This is a genomic window from Streptomyces yangpuensis (assembly GCF_001005295.1).
Taxonomy (GTDB): domain Bacteria; phylum Actinomycetota; class Actinomycetes; order Streptomycetales; family Streptomycetaceae; genus Streptomyces; species Streptomyces yangpuensis.
On sequence record NZ_LBMK01000002.1, the window covers coordinates 2,144,197 to 2,161,778 of the forward strand.

Consider the following 17,582-nt stretch of genomic DNA (forward strand, 5'->3'; position numbering starts at 1 on the left):
TCATTGCGGAGACCTCACCATCTGCGGTCGGCGGGCAGGAGCGCATGATGATGCCGAACATCCGTGGCCTGCTCAACTTCCCCGTTCAACCGCCGCATTACCGCGGTTGAACACCAGCCAGGAGGCCGAAGGCGCAGTTGAACGGCGCAGTTGAACGCGGTTGAGGATATTCGGATTCCACCCCTAATTTTCCGTCCATGCTCCCTACGGATATCGATCTGCTGCGAATACTGGGACGGCCCACCCTGTCCGGCGACGGACGTCTGGCTGCCGTCAGCGTGACGGCGCCCGACGTGGCCGCCGATGCCAACGCGACCGAGCTGTGGGTGGCCGCGACCGACGGGTCCACGCCGGCCCGTCGGCTCACCCGGGGCCCCTACGACAGTGCCCCGGCCTTCTCCCCGGACGGACGCTGGCTCGCCTTCCTGCGCCCGCTGCCCGGAGGTGGTCCCGCCCAGATCCACCTGCTCCCCATGGACGGCGGCGACCCGTTCCCCGTGACGGACCTCCCACTGGGCGCCGGTCAGCCGGCGTGGAGCCCGGACGGCACCCGGCTCGCCTTCACGGCCCGGGTGCCCGAGCCGGGCCGGTATCTGCCCGGCGTACCGCCGGGCAAGGAGCGGCCGCGCCGGATCACCGCACTGCGCTTCATGGCGGACGGCCTCGGGTTCACCTTCGACCGGCCCCGCCACGTGTTCGTCACCGCCCCGTTCGCCACCGGCGCCTTCGCTGCTGCCCCGGCCGCCGCCCAGCTCACCTCCGGCCCCTTCGACCACGACGAGGTGGCCTGGAGCCCGGACGGTTCCCTGCTCACCTTCGTCTCCGGCCGCCACCCCGGGCACGCCGACGACCTCCGCCGTGACGTGTGGGTGTGCGCCCCCGACGGCACCGGCCAGCGCCCGCTCACACGGGGCGGCCTGGAAATGAGCTGTCCGACGTTCTCCCCGGACGGCAGGAAGGTCTACTTCGCCGCCGAGACCCTCACCGCGGACGGCCGCGCCCGGGGCGCCAGCAGCTACGGCCTGTGGTCGGTCCTCAGCGACGGCTCCGCCGACCCGGTCCGGCTCACCGACCCCGAGACCCACCACCTGAGCTTCTCCTCCCTGATGATCCAGGCCGGCCGGGACGGGGTGTACTTCCCCAACGACTGGCACGGCGAGGTCCACCTGGTCCTCGTGCCCTACGACGGTGGCGAACCCCGCCCGGTCGTCACCGGCCCTCGCCAGGTCAACGGGTTCGCGGTCGCCGAGGCCCCGGACGGCACCACCACCGTGGCCGCCGTACTGTCCTGCGCCGAGAGCGCCGGCGACCTCACCCTGCTGCGCGACGGCGCCGAACGCGAACTGACCTCCTTCGGCGCAGAACTGCGGGCCCGCGCACGGCTGCGGCCCATCGAGGAGTTCACCGCGCACACCGAGGACGGATACCCCCTCCAGGGCTGGCTGGTCCGTCCGCAGGGCCCCGGGCCGCACCCCGTGCTGCTCCAGATCAAGGGTGGCCCGTACACCCAGTGGGGCTACACCCTCAACGGGCCCGCCTCGTTCGAGGAAGCGCAGGTCTACGCCCGCGCCGGCTACGCGGTGGTCCTCGGCAACCCGCGCGGCACCTCCGGGTACGGGCAGGCGCACGGCCGCTGGGCCGCCGACGACCTGGCCCGCCGGACCGCCCCCGACCTGCTGGCCCTGCTGGACCACGCGCTGCGCGACAGCTCCCTGGACGCCGGCCGCGTCGGCGTCCAGGGCGGCTCGTTCGGCGGCTACATGTCGGCCTGGCTGGCCGCCCATCACGGCAAGCGGTTCCGGGCGGCGATGGGCGAACGCGGCTGCTACGCCATCGACAGCCACTTCGGCTCGGCCGACGACGGGGTCAACAACTCCATCGCCCTCTACGGCGCCGACACCGCCCGGTGGGCGGAGCTCAGCCCGATCAGCTACGCCGACCAGATCGACATCCCGATGATGTTCATCCAGTCCGAGGAGGACCGGCACACCCCCATGGAGCAGGCACAGCGGATGTTCGTCGCGCTGAAGATGCGCGGGGTACCCGTGGAGCTGCTGCTGTTCCCCGGCGAGGGGCACGACATGTCCCGCACCGGTCTGCCCAGCCACCGGGTCGCCCGCTACGAGGCGATTCTCGACTGGTGGTCCCGCCAGATGCCCGAGGAGGACGACTGTGCCCCCGCACGCTGACCAGCCCGCCGAGTACATCCTCTCCACCTATCTCACTCCGCCCGGCGAACGGGCCGTCATCTCCCCGCGCCACGACCACAACCTCTCGCTGTGGCGGCGCACCGCCGACCGGGTCGAACTGGTCCGGCACTGGGAGCTGGAACGGATCAGCGGCCAGAAGCACCACTCCTGGCCGCTCTACACGGCCGAGCGGGCCGAGGCCTTCCTGGCCCATCTGCTGGCCGGCGAGGGCCTCACCCCCGCCGACGTCACCGTCAGCTGGGGCACCCCCGGCCTGCCCGGCCACCAGCCGCTCCAGCTGCCCCAGGGAGCCGAGGGACTGCCGCTGCACAGCCTGGGCCACCTGTTCAGCGGACTGATGACGGACACCCGGCTGTTCAAGGAGTCGGTGATCATCGGGCTCGCCGTGGACGCCGCCCCCGACCTGGTCCTGGAGCGGGAGCTGCCCGGCGCCTACTACGCCGGATGCGTATCGGTCCGCGGCGACATCACCTTCGCCTCGATCGAGTCGCCCGCACCGCTCTACCACGCCGCCGACAGGGTGCTGGGCAAGGAGCCGGGCACCCTGATGGCACTCGCCTCCGCCTGCGACACCACAGCCGGCCTCGACGCGGCCGCCGAACTCGGCGACCTCACCTTCTTCGGCGGGCATGTGCAGCCCTGGGCCGACGCGTTCGGCCTGGTCCGGCGAGTGCTCGCGGAGGCGGAACGGCAGCTGGCCGACACCGCCCCCGACCCGAGGTTCACCGCCGAGGAGAACCTGCACAGCGCCGTGATGAAGGTGGTCCAGGAATGCTGCGAGCTGATCATGGCCCGCACCGTGGACCGACTCGCCGCCCTGGGAGGCGTGCGCCCCGAGGACGGCTACCTCTGCGTCAGCGGCGGCTTCGCCCTCAACGTGCAGGCCAACACACGGATGCTGGAGCGGTACCGGTTCCGGGGCCTGCTGACCCCGCCCTGCGCCAACGACTCCGGCGTAGCTCTGGGCCTGGGCCTGCTCGGACTCTGGACGAGCGGTGCCCTCGACACCGCCGACCTCAAGATCACCACGGCCTACCAGGGCAATGACCTGCGCACCGATGAGATCGACGAGGCGCTCGCCGCCTTCGCCCCGTTCGTCGAGCAGGTCGAGGACTTCACACCGGAGCGGTTCGCCGAGGACCTCACCGACTCGGTGGTGGTCTGGGCGGACGGCGCCGCCGAGATGGGACCACGCGCCCTCGGCCACCGAAGCCTCCTCGGAGACCCCCGCTCGGGGAAGGTCAAGGACCTCCTCAACGAGTACAAGCAGCGCCAGTGGTGGCGTCCGGTCGCCCCTGTCGTGCTCGCCGAGCACGCCGGCGACTGGTTCGAGCAGGACCGCCCCTCCCCCTACATGCTGGAGGCCGCCCGGGTCCGCCCCGAAGCCCGGGACCGGATACCGGCCGTCCTCCACCTCGACGGCACCGCTCGCCACCAGACCCTGACCGCCGCCGACAACCCGCTGCTGTACCGGGCGATCGAGGCGTTCCGGGACGCCACCGGGGTACCGATCGTGTGCAACACCTCCCTCAACGACAAGGGGGAGCCGATCGCCGATACCGCTGCACAGGCACTGAACTTCGCCGTCCGCAAGGGCATCCGGATCGTCTACCTGGCCGGCCGCCGCGTGCTGCTCCACGAGCCCGGCACCGCCGACGCCGTCCCCCCGGCCGGCCCGCACCCCCGGGCCACCGCATACTTCGCCGGGCAGGAGGCCGACCGCGACGCGATCTGGCAGTCCTGGCTCGACCGCGGCCACACCGAAGCCGGCCTGCTGCTCCTCACGGGCACCCCGCAGCTCCTCGCCGACCCGGACACCTGGACCCCCAACCGCATCCGGCTGCTCGCCGAACGGGTCGCCTCGAAGGACCCGGCGTTCGCGCAGAACCTCGAGCAGTTCCGCCGCGACCACGGCCCGGGCACGGTTTTCGGCGACGCGCCCGCCCTCCGCCACTGACACCCCTCTCCGGAGAAGATCCGGGACACCTGGAACGGACTACGCCCATGACGCACCACACCTTCGCCGACCTGGTCGGCGACGAGAAGGAATTCTTCGCCGAGTACTTCAACAGGAAGCCGCTGCTGCGCAAGGGCGCGCTGAAAGCCCCCCAGGACATCCTCTCGCTGCGCCGGCTCGACGAGCTGGTCCAGCTCGAGATCATCCGACCGCCCTACCTGCGGGCCAACCTCAAGGGCGCCGGCGTCCCCGACCAGGGGTTCACCCGGACCATCACCGTCCAGGGCACCGACCTCACCGACGCCATCGTCCCGGAGAAGGTCTACGAGCTGTTCCGGGCCGGCGCCACCATCGTGTGGAGCTCCCTGAACCACCTCGACACCTCCCTGCGCGACTTCACCCGCGTCATCAGCGACCGGTTCGGCGCCAAGACCGACTGCGTGGCCTTTCTGACCCCGGCCGGCAAGCAGGGCTTCTCCCCGCACCACGACCCGGTCGACCTGTTCATCGTGCAGACCGAGGGCACCAAGCGGTGGCGGCTGTGGAACCCGGCCGAGGTACGCCGCGGTGAGGCGGCCTCCTACACCGCCGAGCAGCTGGGCGAGCCGGTCATCGACGTCCTGCTGGAGCCCGGCGACGTTCTCTACCTGCCGTACGACACCCCGCACGCGGCCGCCGCCGAGGAACTGGCCTCGGTCCACCTCTCCATCATGATCCGCCCGCGGATGTGGAAGGACCTGCTCAAGCAGACCTTCGAGGAGCTGGTCCGGGACCCGGAGTTCAACGAGTTCCCGTTCATCGGCGCGGACCGTACGGCCGGCACCGAGACGCTGTTCACCGAGAAGCTGCGAGCCGTTGCCGGGCGTCTGGCCACCCTCGCCCCCGGACCGGAGCTGGACCGGCTGGCCGAGCTCGGCCGCCGGATGCCCGGCAACTCCGCCGGGAACACCTTCCGGACCACCGCCCGCCTCGACGCCCTGGAACCGGACACGCCGATGCGCCGCACCGCCGCCACCGTCGAATTCGACACTCCCGACCACGGACGGGTCCAGCTCACCGTCAACGGGCACCGGATCGCCGTGCCCGAGCCGGTGGCCGTCAGCCTGGCGGGCCTCGCGGTGGGCGAACAGATGTCCGCCGCCAGCGTGTTCCCCGGGGTCCCCGCCGAGCGGGCCACCCGCACCGCCCAAGGCCTGGCCAGGATCGGCCTGTTGGAGGTAGCAGCCTGAACCGGGCCCGCCATCCGGATGAGAGGATCCGGCTGTGACCATCGAACGACCTTCTCCGCCCACCGTCGCCGACGAGCGCGAGATGCTCCGCGCCCACCTGGAATTCCACCGGCAGACCCTTGAACTGAAGTGTGCCGGCCTGTCCGACGACCAGCTCCGCACACGCTCCATGCCACCCTCCACCCTCACCCTGCTGGGCCTGGTCCGGCATATGGCCGAAGTGGAACGCTCATGGTTCCGCCGGGTGGTCGACGGGCAGGACATCCCGCTGGTGTGGTCCGAAGACTTCAACTTCCAGACGGCCTACGAGGCCGACGACGCGAACGTGCCCGCGGCATTCGCCGCCTGGCGGGCCGAGGTCGAGCACGCCCGGCGCATCGAGACGGAGGCCGGCTCCCTGGAGCTCGTGGTCCACGAGCGTCGTCGCGGCCTCGACGTCTCGCTCCGCTGGGTGATGCTCCACATGATCCACGAATACGCCCGGCACAACGGGCACGCTGATTTCCTCCGCGAGGGAATCGACGGCACCACCGGGGTCTGAACTCTCGTTACCTGCAAAACCCTTTCAAGCCGTGCCTCACTGCCCTTCCCGGCAGCGAGGCACGGCTTCTCTGCTTTTCCGCTCCACTTCCTTCCGTGATTCCGTTCAAGTGCGCACGCGGCATCGGTTGAACAGGTTGAACACCACCGGCATTCGTTGACCGCAATCCCGTCCGCGGGGCAACATTTCATCAACGCCGGGAACAACCCGGCCACAAAAAAAGGGAGTTGATTGTCATGGAGAACACCTACGACGACATCGAGTTCATCGAGACCTCCGCCGAGCTGCTGGCCACCGCGTACCACGTGAACATCCAGTAACAGCCGGTCGCGGCATAAGGGGCGGCTCCGGCCGCCCCTTTGGCCCGCACAGCCCCAGGCACACAGGGACGCGAACAGGAGACGGGATCGTGACGGACTGGACCTTCGAGGAACTGGTCGGAGACACCGAGGAGTTCTTCGCACGGCACTTCGGCGAGCGCCCGATGCTGCGCCGCGGGGCGCTGGACGCCGCCCGAGCCCGGGAACTGGTGTCGGTCGGCCGGCTCGACGACCTCGTCGCCATGGAGACCGTGCACCCCGCCTACATCCGCGTGGCCCGCGGAGGCCAGGGCATCCCCGGCAAGGCCTACACCAGGGTGGCCGCCGAGCACGGCGCGGCACTCACCGAGGCCGTCGTGCCCGAGCAGGTCTACGAGCTGTTCCGCTCCGGCGGCACCGTCACCTGGAATTACCTCCACCACTTCCTGCCCTCCGCCCGCCACCTGGTTCAGGCGTTCACACAGACCTTCGCCGCCCCGGCCGAGGCGGTCGCCTTCCTCACTCCCGCCGGCCACGACGGCTACGCCCCGCACCACGACCCGGTGGACGTGTTCGTCGTGCAGACGGAGGGCACCAAGCGCTGGCGGGTCTGGAACCCGACGGGCGAACGCCGCAGCGACCCTGCCACCTACCCCGACGGCACTCTCGGCGAGCCCGCTCTGGAAACCACCCTCCACCCCGGCGACGTGCTCTACCTGCCGCACGGCACCCCGCACGCCGCCGCTGCCGGCGACCTGGTCTCCCTGCACGTATCGGTCACCGTCACCCCGCGCCGCTGGCGGGACCTGCTGCGCGAGACGGTGGACGCGCTGACCGCCGACGAGGAGTTCGCCACCGTCCCCTACCTGGGCGGCACGGGCACGGACGACGGCCCGTCCGCCACCGCGCTCGCCGCCAAGCTCGGACTGCTCACCGAACGGCTGGCCCAGGTGGCCCCCGCCGCGGAGGCGGCACGGCTCACCACAGCGGGCCAGGAGCGGGCGGGCGCCTTCCGGCCCCGTGAGTTCGAGCGGCTGGCCTCCCTCTGCGGGCTCTCCCCGCAAGACCCGCTGCGGCGCAGCAAGATCCCGGTCGCGATCGGCCCGAGCGACGGCGGCCGAACGCAGCTGACCGTCAACGGCCACACCCTTGCCGTCCCGGATGCGGTGGCCGCCACCCTGCGTCTGCTCGAAGAGGGCGGATCGGTCCAGGCCGGGGAACTGCTCCAGGGCGCCCCCGCCCCGCGCTCCGTGCGCGCCGCCGAGTCCCTCACCCGGCTCGGCCTGCTGGAACCGGCCCCCGCAGGGGCGGGGAGCGTGGACCGATGACCACCGCCCCAGCCGCTGCCTGGGCCCCCGTCCGCCCGTCCGCCGCACTCCTCGATCCCGCTGCCGAGGCCCACGGCACCGAGCCCCCCCTGCTCGACCTGTCGGTCCGCCCGCAGGACGACTTCCACCAGTACGCATCGGGCCGCTGGGCCGAAGGGTTCGTCCTGCCCGAGCACCGGGCCGAGGCCACCATGCTGTCCCTCCTCGCCGAGCAGGTGCAGGAAGAGGTCGCCGCCCTGGTACGGGCCCCCGGCACCGACCCGGACGGGCGCCGCATCACCGACCTGTACACGAGCTTCATGGACGAACCGCGGATCGAGGAACTCGGCGTCGGCGCCCTTGCCGGCGACCTGCTCGCGATCCGGACCGCGCCCGACCGACGGGCACTCGCCCGGGTGCTGGGACGGCTTCAGGCACAGGGCGTGACCGGCGCCGCCGCCCCCGCCGTCACCGTCGACGCGCAGGAGTACGTACTCGACCTCACCCCCTCCGGCCTCGGCCTGCCTTCCGCCTCGCTGTACCGCGAGGCGCGCAGCGGGCGCCTGCGCGAGCGGTACGCCGTCCATGTGGCGGCGATGCTCTCCCTCGCCGGGCTGCCCGACGCCGAACCGGCCGCGGCCCGCGTCCTGCGGGCGGAAACCCTGCTGTCCGGCGGGCACATCCCGCCGGACAGCACGGGTGCCGGTGCCCCTGACACCGCCCCGGTGCCCGGCACTGCCGCCGAGCTGGCCCACCGGGACCGCGGCTTCCCCTGGCCGGAGTGGCTGGAGGAGCTCGGCCCGGTCCCCGGTGCTGCCCGAGTGCGGATCCGGTCCGCCGGCTTTCTGGATGCCCTCGAACACTGGTGGGCCACCACCCCGCTGGAGTCACTGCGGCTCTGGCTGTCCTGGCGCTACGTCCACGAGATGGCCCCGTTCGGGCCACGCCGGATGTTCTGCGAGCACTTCAGCTTCTACTGGCGGGACCTGACCGGCGTCCGCCGGCCCTGGCCGCGCCGGTTGCGGGCCACCGCCTTCGTCCAGACCGCCGCAGGCGACCTGGTCGGCGCCCGCTACCTGCGCACCCACCTGGACCCGCACACCCTTCAAGCCGCCACCGCCCTGGTGAACCGGCTCGCCACCGCTTTCCGCGACCGGCTGGCCGGAGCCGACTGGCAGAGCCCCGCAGGCCGGGCGGCGGACCTGGCACTGCTGGCCGGCATGCGCTTCGACCTCGGCGGCCCTGCTGCCGGCCACCCGGGCCACCCCCGTCCCGGCCGGCCCGGCCCCCCGGCCGAACCCGGCCCGCTGGTCACCGACCCCGCCGACCTGATGGGCAACGTCAAGCGCGGCCGGGCCCGGCTCTTCGCCCACCAGCTGAGCCGGCTCGCCGGCCCGCCGGACCCGGCCGAATGGCGGGTCCTGCCGCAGGCCGTCACCGCCTACTACCGGCACGGACTCAACCAGGTCGTCGTCCCGGCCGGACTCCTGCGGCCCCCGGTGTTCACCGCCGGGGCCGACCCGGCCCGCGACCACGCGGTGCTCGGCGCGATCGTCTGCCACGAAATGGCGCACGCCTTCGTCCGTGCCTGGCGCACCGGCGCCGACCGCGCCGAGTTCGACCGCCGTACCGCCACGCTGGCGGCTCAGTACGACCGCTACGCGCCCGAGGGACCCGGCGGCCGCCGGGTCAGCGGGACCCGCACACTGGCCGAGAACATCGCCGACATCGCCGGTCTGACGGTGGCGCAGGCAGCGTTCGACGAGCACCTGGCCTCCTGCGGGGTGACCGGAGCCGCCCGCCACCGGGAACTGCGCCGGTTCTTCGTGCTGTGGGCGTCGATGTGGCGTGGAAAGCGCACCCCGGAGCGGATGCGTGAGCGCCTGGAGAACGACACACACGCACCACCCCGATTCCGCTGCAACGGCGTCCTCGGCCACATACCCGGCTTCTACGAAGCGTTCGGGGTCGGCGAGGGAGACCGCATGTACATCCGGCCGGCCTACCGGTTCACGCTGATGGCGCCGAGGAGCGAGTGAGATGAGCGACCAGGTACTGGAGCGGGGCGGACAGCGCACCCTGGACATCGACCCGGACCGTCTGCTGCGGCGCGTCGCCGAGCTGGCACGCATCGGCGCCGACCCGGTGACGGGAGGCATCACACGCGAGGGCTTCAGCGCCGCGGACCGCCAGGGGCGTGCCTACCTGATGGACCAGGCCCGGGCGGCCGGGCTGACCCCGTCGGTCGACGCCGCCGGGAACATCGTGGTCCGCGCCTGCCTGCCCAGCTCCGCCGGCGATGAGACCGGCGAACGGCAGGTGCTGATGATGGGCTCACACCTGGACACCGTGGTCAACGGCGGACGGCTGGACGGCGCATACGGGGTCCTGGCCGCCCTGGAGGTGGTGCAGACCCTCGCCGATTCCGGGCTGGACACCGTCTGCGAGCCGGTTGCGGTGGCCTTCGCCAACGAAGAGGGAGCCCTGTTCCCCCAGCCGTTCTGGGGATCCATGGCCGTCGCAGGACGGCTGGCCGCACTGCCCCAGGAACCCGCCGACCACCACAACAGGCCGCTGCGCGAAGCACTGCGGCGTGCCGGCGGTGACCTGGACGCGCTGGGAAGCGCCTGCTGGCCGGCCGGCTCGATCGCCGCCTACCTGGAACTCCACGTGGAGCAGGGACCGGTACTGGAGCGCAGCGGCAACCGGATCGGCGTGGTGGAAGCCATCACCGGCCGGACCGTGCTCACCCTGGAGGTACGTGGCAGCGCCGGGCACTCGGGGACCAGCCCCATGGTGGGGCGGCGCGACGCGATGGCGGCTGCGGCCCGGGTGGTACTGGCGACGGAGAACCTGGCAACGGAACGCCGACTGTGCCGGGTGGCCACCGTGGGCCGCCTCGACCCGCACCCCAACACCCCGAACACCATCGCCGGCGCCGTCCGCCTGACGGTGGACTTGCGCGACACCGACGTGTGGCGGATGACAGGCGCCGAACAGGTGCTGCGCCGGATGCTCCGATCGATCGAGCTGTCCACCGGCACCGAGATCGAAGTGGTGGCCGAGACCCGCTCGGACCCGGTCTCCGCAGACCTGCGGCTTCGCGCGGCGATCGAGCAGAGCGCGGACGGGCTGCATCTGTCACACGAGGTACTGCCCAGCGGGGCGGGCCACGACGCCCAAGTGGTGGCGGACCTCGCCCCGATCGGGATGATCTTCGTCCCGAGCCTCGGCGGGATCAGCCATGTACCCGAGGAGAACAGCCGGCCGGAGGACCTGGTGGCCGGAGCCCGGGTGCTGCTGCGCACCGCCCTGCGGGTGGCCGACGGGACAGTGCTGTGAACCGGCCGGGAGGCGGTCCGGTCGGGAGTACGGGCAATGCCGGGGAGCAAGGGCTCACGCAGACGCCAGTCACCAGGAGCAAACGGATCGCAGTGTTCTGCGGCGCCCGCCCCGGAGCGAGCGAGGACCACGTCGCGTTCGCCCGTGCCTTCGGGTACGAACTCGCCCGGCGCGGCCGGGACCTGGTCTACGGGGCCGGGGGAGCGGGCGTGATGGGGGCGGTCGCGGACGGGGTGCTGGCCGGCGGCGGCACCGTCACCGGGGTGCTCCCACGCAGCCTCTACGAACGGGAGCGCGCAGACCGGGCACGCGGCGAGACTTTCGTGGTGCGCTCGATGCACCAGCGCAAGGCGCTCATGTACCGGCTCTCCACAGGCTTCGCCGTACTGCCCGGGGGGATCGGCACCATGGACGAGCTGATGGAGGTGGCCACTTGGAACCAGCTCTCCCTGATGGAGAAACCGGTCGTGGTGGTCAACCACCGCGGTTTCTACGCTCCGATGCTCGCCATGCTCGACCACCTGGTGACCGAGGGCTTCCTGACCGCGCAGGAGCGCGGTGTCGTACGCAGCGCCGAGACCGCCGACGAGGCCCTGGACCTGCTGGCCGCACCGGGGGCGGCCGTTCTGGCCCCGGTGTGAAAACAGGCCGCGGGCCGGCCCCGCGGGCCGACCGGTCAGCCGGGGGTGTCGGGCAGGTAGCCGCGCTGCACCGCGTGCACGCCGGCCTGGAAACGGCTGGCAGCGTCCAGGGCGTCCATCAAGCCGGAGGCGATCCGGCGCGCGGTGCGCGGGGAGACACCCAGCCGGGTGCCGATGGCCTCGTCGGTGTAGCCCTGGGCAAGCAGCCGCAGGGCCTCGGCCTGCTGCCGGTTGAGGGCGCCGGGAACCGGGCGGCTGCACGTTTCCAGCGGTTCGGCCGACTGCCACACGCTTTCGAACAGAACGTGCAGGGTGGCCACCATCCCCTGCGAGGTCACCTCCACCGCCCCGGCCGCCGTGTTGCCCGTGTCGGCGGCTATCACCGCCGCCCGGCGGTCGTAGATGATCACCCGGTTGGGCAGCGAGGGCACCGTACGCACCTGGCATCCCTGCTCGGAGAGCCAGTGGGCATACTCCATGGTGTCCGGGCAGCTGCGGATGGAGTCCAGATAGACGGTGCGCATCTGCACCCCCCGTTCCAGCAGCTGCTGGTTCAGCGGGCGGGAGGCGTTCATGTTGGTCAGGGTCTGCGGACCGCCCGGGGCGAAGGTGAGCAGCTCGTCGGTCACCTTGCTGCGCAACACGGCCAGGTGGTCGCGTATGGAGTCGATCCCGTCGAAATAGCGCACCCCGGCAGTACTGTCGCTCCGCCCGTCGTACTCAAGGATCAGCTGCGCGGCAGCGGCCCGGCTCTCCTCCAGCCGTTGCTGCTGGTGGGCGAGCTCGGCCTGCTGGCGGGCGAGCAGGATTTCCATGCCGACGTGCGGACTGACCGCGTGCATCCGTCCGGAATCCTCCGTCGACGGGCGCACCAGGGCCATCGCGCTGAGCCTGTCGAGGGCATCGCGGACTTCCTTCTCGGACAGTCCGAGCCGGGCGCACAGATCGGGTACATCCTGTGGCCCGTCCAGAATTCCGCGGTAGACCGATTCGGCCGCCGTGTCGAGTCCGAGCAGGTCAAGCATCGAGCGCCACTCCAGACCGGGAGATGAGATGCGTGATTCCGCCGAACATACGGGCCAGCCGTCCACTGATCAATACGGCCTCGGCACATGCGTCCGGAATACGACCTCCAGACGCCGGCATCCGGAAGTGAAGGGTTTGCGGCACTCGATGTACCTCGTCCACATCCACTTGTGGGCCTCGCCGGCCTGCGGCCGGCTCCCGCACACCACTGCGGCGGACATCACCGGCTACGCCGAGGACCGCGAGGACCTGCTTCACGTCAGCGTGCACCCCGAGCCCGAAGACCACCCGGTCGTCGGCGTCTATCTGCGGGCTGTCTCGCTGGCGGAAGCGGAGGCGGCGGCCGTGCGCCTGTGGCAGCTGGCGCAGACAGCCCTGCCGTCGCTGGCCGGCTGGACCCTGCTCCGGGCCGAGGTTCCGCTGCTGCCGCAGGCCCTGCCCAACCCGCCACCGGAGACGTCCGCTTGACCATCGATTTACCCGAGGTCTACCTGCCCTTGAGCGAAGTTGGACTGAGTATGCCAAGGCCGGTTTGCCCGTCCCGACCCCCCTGTCCACAGCTCAGGGCGGTGAGCAGACTCAAGGACGTCACCAAACCCGTCCGGTGAAAAGGCAGGAACAACATGTCGCCGAAGATCTCCCACAGCATGATCCGCGGAGCCATCGCCGCCGGAGCCCTGGCCCTCGGCACCCTCGGGGCGGGCGCCGCCCACGCCGACACCGGGACCGCGACGACACCCCCGTCGGCCGCAGTGAGCACCACCCCGGAACAGCGTCCGAGTGGCGACGACCTCGGCTGGCAGTGACGACCGTGGCCCCCCGACCCGCTGAAACAGCAGACCGGCTGATCGGGCTCCGGGACCGGGGAATCCTCGACCTCCCCGTCGAACGGGTACCCCTGGACGAGATCTCCGTCGGCTTCTCACCCCGAGTGGACGGCGAGGACGCCGACTGGGTACGGACCCTCGCCGAGACGGAGAACGAACTCCCGCCCATCCTCGTCCACCGCCCCACCATGACCGTCGTCGACGGCATCCACCGGCTGCGCGCCGCCGCCGTCCAGGGCCGCACGGACATCCGGGTCCGGTACTTCGACGGGCCCCCGTCCGAGGCCCAACTGCTGGCCGTGGCCACCAATACAGCCCACGGCCGCCCGCTCACCCCGGCCGACCGGGCCGCGGCCGCCACCCGGATCTTCACCCTCCACCCGCTGTGGTCGGACCGCGCGGTAGCCGCGCTCACCGGACTTTCCGCCCGCCGGGTCGGCAGACTGCGCAAGGACACCGGCGCCGCCGACACCGCCGTCCGCCGCATCGGCCGCGACGGACGAGTCCGGCCGGTCAACTCCTGCGCGGGCCGGGAGCGAGCCGGCGAACTGATCCGCGCCAACCCCGGCGCCTCACTGCGGCAGATCGCTGCAGAGGCCGGTCTGGCACCGGCGACCGTCGCCGACGTACGCGACCGCCTGCGACGCGGACAGCACCCCGTGCCCGGCCGCGACCCCGCTCCCGAGGCGCGCGGCCCCCAGCCGCAACCCCCTCCCGCCGACCCCTCCACCGCTCCCGCCGGTTCCGCCCCGTGCCCGGCCGGGACCGCCGCTCCGGTCGAACTCGCGCCGGTCCGGCTCGCTCCGCGCCACCCGGCCGTCCCCGCGGCCCCGTCCCCCGACCGGCTGCTGCGCATCTTCGACGCACTGCGCCGTGACCCTTCCCTGCGGCTCAGTGAATCCGGCCGCAACGTACTGCGACTGCTCAGCGCCTGCACCGTGATGACCCAGGACCGGCAACAGATCGCTGCCGTACTGCCCGCCCACTGCAAGCAGCCCATGGCCCAGCTCGCTCAGGGCTATGCCCGGCTGTGGAACCAGCTCGCGGACGAACTGGCGGCCGGGGAAGACCCGGCCACGCTCAGTGCCTGACACACCGGCAGGCGCGACGTACCGACAGGAAGGGAGGGGCCGGCCGTGTCGCCCCACACCCCCAGGCCCATCTCCGGAATCATGGACGCGGTAGTCACCACGACCCGCGACGCGGACGGCACCCTCGCCTTCCACCTCCTGGTCGGCCCATCCGACCGGCCGCATGAGTGCGACCGCGTCGAGGTCACCCTCGACCCCGAACATGCACGCGTCCTGCTCGGCGACACCGCGCTCATCCTGCGCCCGCCCGCCGGCCGGGTGCCTTGCCGCGTCGGTGTCGAGTTCAACGGACCCGCCCCCCAGCGCTGACCCGCACCCAGACACCGGTCCAGCCCAGCAGGGAGCCGCCCGGCCTGCGTGTTCCCGTCACCTTCTGACCCGGGGCAGCGGTATACCTCCCATCGGAGGGAACGTTCCGGTTCGGTTGACCGCTCATGTACCTGGGGGTGTGGGGAGGGGCTGTCTCCCCGGGCCCGACCTGTTCCTGTGGGGAAGACCGAGGAAAACAGGAGGGGCCGGCAGTGAACTTCACCGTCACGCCAGAGAGTGTCATCGCCGCTTATGGACTGGGCGCCGTCACCTACTTCCCCCGTCAAAGCGCTGCGGGAATCGAACCACGTACGGCTCTCTTCCTGAGCTCGGTCGGGCTTCCCGCATCGGAAGTATTCACCTCTCGCATGGACGTCGAAGACCCCTACGGCCCAGACGTTGACGCAATCACGCTCGGGAGCCGATTCGAACACTACGGGCTCCAGTGCCCCGAAGAAAGCAGATCATGGTGGAGTCTCGGATACCTTTTCACTTCACTCCTCGCCTTGGACCCGGTATCCGGGAAGGTTTTCGCCTTCCCGGACGGAGCCACTGAGTACATCGAGCTTCACCGGGACATCGAATCTCTGGTGTTCGCTCTGATCGAGTTGCGGAAGCTCGAAAACGATCACGACAACGGAGTTGATCCCGAGAAACTGGCCTTCCGCTTCCGAGAAGCAGTCGACGCCTTCGACGCCACAGCCCTGGCCGACGAAGAATCCCAGTGGAACCTCTCAATGGAGGAACTCGAGCAGGGAATCTGGTGACACGGGTCGCGCCCGAAGCTGATCGGCGTTGCCACGGCATCGGGAGCAAGTCTTGTGCTCCTGGGAAGTACTGGCGTGTGTCAGGAAGCGGCTCGCCGGTCGTGGGGTGCTGTGTTGGGTGTATGAGCCCGATCGAGATCCGCGTGCACGGCGTCGGCGAACACGGTCCCCTGAGCGCATTGGGCAGCGTCGGCCTCGAACCGTCGACACCACCCGTCAAGGGCATCGATTGGTACAAGAAGCCGCAGATCCCAGCCCACGACCTCGCCCTCATCAACTGGTCGCGGACCTCGCGCGGCGTCGCCGGCTTCCTGTGGTACCTCGCCATCCCCTTCACCCTGCTGAATGTCGTCGGCTACACCAGACCTGCCGGCAGACGGCCCGCCGGATACCACGCCGTTGCCTGCTCAACGGGCCTGCTGGCCACCGCGGTACTGACCGCATGGCTGATCGTCATCACCGAAACGGTGCTGGAGTACGTACCGGGCCTGGCCGACGCGACGGTCGTCGCAGAGTTGCTGTCCACGATGCTTCCGGCTGCAGCCGTCGCCGCGGCGATCCTGTGCCGAACCTTGACGCGGCCGGAGCACGGGATCCCCAAGACCCTCGCGTGGCTCCACGCCCTGCTCGCCCTGGCCCTCGGCCTGGCCGTGTGGTTGTTCAGACCGGCCCGGAGAGAGTGGAGATGTTGGCCCAACAGCTTCGGCTACGGCGCCGACGTACCCGCTGCGATCCTCGGGACAGGTACCGAACCGCGCGTCGACGCGATGATGGTCTTCGTTCTCATCTCCACCCTCGTCGCCCTGCTCCTCGCTGCGGCGTTGTGGAACTCGGCGGCCGCCGTGATCACGATGCTCGTGTTCCTCCTGCTCCACGCGACCGGCGCGATTCTCCGGCTCGGCGCCGGGTGGCTGATGAGCTACCTCGACCACATCGGAGCCGTCGCCGACCGGGACTCGGGTATGGCACCGACGGCCCACCTGCTCAGAGTGGCCGACCCCGCCGAAAACCGGGTCCTGCTCCTCGACCTCGTGCCCGTTGTCGCCTGCGCCGCCATCCTCGGCTTCGTCGCGGCGCTCGCGATCACAGCCCGCACCTCAAAGTGGAGGGAAACCCGCCAGAAGGCGCACCGCCCGGCCTACCGGCGGCACTGGTTCAGGCACCTCGTCGTCACCTCGCTGCCGCAGATGATGCTGCCGGCCCTCGTCGTGACCGTTGCCATCTACGTCGTCCTGGCGATCCCGATCGCTGTGGTGGCCTCCAACACGAGCTGGAGCGGGTGGCCGCTGACCGCCGCGCTGATCCTGACGCACGCGATCGTTGCCGCGGTGCTCGTTTTCATTGCCCTGCGCGGCGAAATCTGGTCGGTCCCCATGGCCTTCGGCACGGTGGCCGATGTCGCCGGCTTCTGGCCTGTCCGATACCACCCCCTGGCCGGCAGCTCCTACCGCGAGGAAGTCGTAGGCGGACTGCGGGACGTACTCGCACGCCACCGGGAGAGAACCGTCGTCCTGTTCGCCCACAGCCAGGGGTCGGTCCTGGGCGCCTGGTTGCTCGCCAACGAGTTGGTTCCTGAGAATCTTCAGGACGACGCGCTTGCCGTCATGGAAGGGCCCTCACTTCTGCCGCCGAAGAAGAGCCTCTACCTCCTCACCTGCGGCTCGCCCCTGAACTCGCTGTACCGGGGATTCTTCCCGTCCTACTTCCACGACCGGTTCTTCCTCCGTGTCTCCAAGAGGACCGCGGGGTGGTTCAACGCCTGGCGGGAGACGGACCCCATCGCGACCAAGATGCCGGACGCTGTGAGCGGACGGGTCCATGAAGAGAGGATCGAGGATTCGGACGACGATCGCTTGCGTGGACACAGCGACTACTGGATCGAGGAAGCACCGACCGAGTGGATTCAGGGACAGCTGACCCCGACCAACGGTGCCACACCGTCGTAGAAGCTCTGGGAACCGTCGCCAGAGTAGTCAGCCCGACCCTCTCGCGCCGGGCTCGGCCGAGGCAGGCGAGGCACCAGGCCACGATGTCGT

The 17,582-nt window shown here is 70.9% G+C and carries 15 protein-coding genes; 14 read left to right on the forward strand and 1 reads right to left on the reverse strand.

The features are described from left to right. The first annotated feature begins 197 nt into the window (after nucleotides 1-197). From AAT21_RS14880 to AAT21_RS14915, 8 genes are all read left to right on the forward strand, one after another. On the forward strand, nucleotides 198-2,189 hold the full coding sequence (locus AAT21_RS14880; protein ID WP_046777004.1) for a S9 family peptidase: 1,992 nt from the start codon (nucleotides 198-200) through the stop codon (nucleotides 2,187-2,189). Further along, nucleotides 2,173-4,167, forward strand: a complete 1,995-nt coding sequence (locus AAT21_RS14885) for a carbamoyltransferase C-terminal domain-containing protein (protein WP_052757792.1) — start codon at nucleotides 2,173-2,175, stop codon at nucleotides 4,165-4,167. Before AAT21_RS14880 ends, AAT21_RS14885 begins: the two co-directional genes overlap by 17 nt. Nucleotides 4,168-4,214: 47 nt before the next feature. Continuing rightward, entirely contained in the window at nucleotides 4,215-5,396 is a 1,182-nt protein-coding gene (locus tag AAT21_RS14890) for a cupin domain-containing protein (protein ID WP_046777005.1), read from the forward strand. 34 nt (nucleotides 5,397-5,430) lie between these two features. Further along, on the forward strand, nucleotides 5,431-5,937 hold the full coding sequence (locus AAT21_RS14895; RefSeq protein WP_107081266.1) for a DinB family protein: 507 nt from the start codon (nucleotides 5,431-5,433) through the stop codon (nucleotides 5,935-5,937). Nucleotides 5,938-6,346: 409 nt separating this feature from the next. Next, nucleotides 6,347-7,564 carry a cupin domain-containing protein gene (locus AAT21_RS14900; protein ID WP_046777006.1) on the forward strand — a complete coding sequence of 406 codons (1,218 nt, stop codon included), beginning with the start codon at nucleotides 6,347-6,349 and terminating at the stop codon, nucleotides 7,562-7,564. Continuing rightward, nucleotides 7,561-9,582: a M13-type metalloendopeptidase gene (locus AAT21_RS14905; protein ID WP_046777007.1), complete on the forward strand. Its 2,022-nt coding sequence runs from the start codon at nucleotides 7,561-7,563 to the stop codon at nucleotides 9,580-9,582. The genes AAT21_RS14900 and AAT21_RS14905 overlap by 4 nt, the downstream gene beginning before the upstream one ends. A gap of 1 nt (nucleotide 9,583) precedes the next feature. Further along, nucleotides 9,584-10,885 carry a Zn-dependent hydrolase gene (locus AAT21_RS14910; RefSeq protein WP_046777008.1) on the forward strand — a complete coding sequence of 434 codons (1,302 nt, stop codon included), beginning with the start codon at nucleotides 9,584-9,586 and terminating at the stop codon, nucleotides 10,883-10,885. A gap of 92 nt (nucleotides 10,886-10,977) precedes the next feature. Then, nucleotides 10,978-11,526, forward strand: coding sequence for an LOG family protein (locus AAT21_RS14915; protein WP_052757793.1), 549 nt, complete (start codon nucleotides 10,978-10,980; stop codon nucleotides 11,524-11,526). A gap of 35 nt (nucleotides 11,527-11,561) precedes the next feature. Here AAT21_RS14915 and AAT21_RS14920 read toward each other — a convergent pair whose 3' ends face one another. Next, entirely contained in the window at nucleotides 11,562-12,551 is a 990-nt protein-coding gene (locus AAT21_RS14920) for a helix-turn-helix domain-containing protein (protein ID WP_046777009.1), read from the reverse strand. A 127-nt stretch (nucleotides 12,552-12,678) separates the two neighbouring features. On the opposite strand from AAT21_RS14920, the gene AAT21_RS14925 reads away from it, so the two are divergent. From AAT21_RS14925 to AAT21_RS14945, 6 genes are all read left to right on the forward strand, one after another. After that, a complete protein-coding gene (locus AAT21_RS14925) occupies nucleotides 12,679-13,020 on the forward strand; it encodes a hypothetical protein (RefSeq protein ID WP_157879701.1) in 342 nt (113 codons plus the stop codon). 155 nt (nucleotides 13,021-13,175) lie between these two features. Beyond that, entirely contained in the window at nucleotides 13,176-13,358 is a 183-nt protein-coding gene (locus tag AAT21_RS37525; protein ID WP_052757795.1) for a hypothetical protein, read from the forward strand. Nucleotides 13,359-13,363: 5 nt separating this feature from the next. Beyond that, a complete protein-coding gene (locus AAT21_RS14930; RefSeq protein WP_157879702.1) occupies nucleotides 13,364-14,470 on the forward strand; it encodes a ParB/RepB/Spo0J family partition protein in 1,107 nt (368 codons plus the stop codon). A gap of 81 nt (nucleotides 14,471-14,551) precedes the next feature. Further along, a complete protein-coding gene (locus AAT21_RS14935; protein WP_046777010.1) occupies nucleotides 14,552-14,779 on the forward strand; it encodes a hypothetical protein in 228 nt (75 codons plus the stop codon). 212 nt (nucleotides 14,780-14,991) lie between these two features. Continuing rightward, complete coding sequence (locus tag AAT21_RS14940; RefSeq protein ID WP_046777011.1) at nucleotides 14,992-15,546, forward strand: SUKH-4 family immunity protein; 555 nt, start codon at nucleotides 14,992-14,994, stop codon at nucleotides 15,544-15,546. Between the two features lie 122 nt (nucleotides 15,547-15,668). After that, nucleotides 15,669-17,492: a hypothetical protein gene (locus AAT21_RS14945; protein ID WP_046777012.1), complete on the forward strand. Its 1,824-nt coding sequence runs from the start codon at nucleotides 15,669-15,671 to the stop codon at nucleotides 17,490-17,492. Nucleotides 17,493-17,582: the final 90 nt, after the last annotated feature.

Excerpts from the sequence above, each read along its gene's own strand:
- AAT21_RS14880 (WP_046777004.1), top strand. The coding sequence starts at position 198 with ATGCTCCCTACGGATATCGATCTGCTGCGAATACTGGGACGGCCCACC.
- AAT21_RS14890 (WP_046777005.1), top strand. The coding sequence starts at position 4,215 with ATGACGCACCACACCTTCGCCGACCTGGTCGGCGACGAGAAGGAATTC.
- AAT21_RS14905 (WP_046777007.1), top strand. The coding sequence starts at position 7,561 with ATGACCACCGCCCCAGCCGCTGCCTGGGCCCCCGTCCGCCCGTCCGCC.
- AAT21_RS14910 (WP_046777008.1), top strand. The coding sequence starts at position 9,584 with ATGAGCGACCAGGTACTGGAGCGGGGCGGACAGCGCACCCTGGACATC.
- AAT21_RS14920 (WP_046777009.1), bottom strand. The coding sequence starts at position 12,551 with ATGCTTGACCTGCTCGGACTCGACACGGCGGCCGAATCGGTCTACCGC.
- AAT21_RS37525 (WP_052757795.1), top strand. The coding sequence starts at position 13,176 with ATGTCGCCGAAGATCTCCCACAGCATGATCCGCGGAGCCATCGCCGCC.
- AAT21_RS14935 (WP_046777010.1), top strand. The coding sequence starts at position 14,552 with ATGGACGCGGTAGTCACCACGACCCGCGACGCGGACGGCACCCTCGCC.
- AAT21_RS14945 (WP_046777012.1), top strand. The coding sequence starts at position 15,669 with ATGAGCCCGATCGAGATCCGCGTGCACGGCGTCGGCGAACACGGTCCC.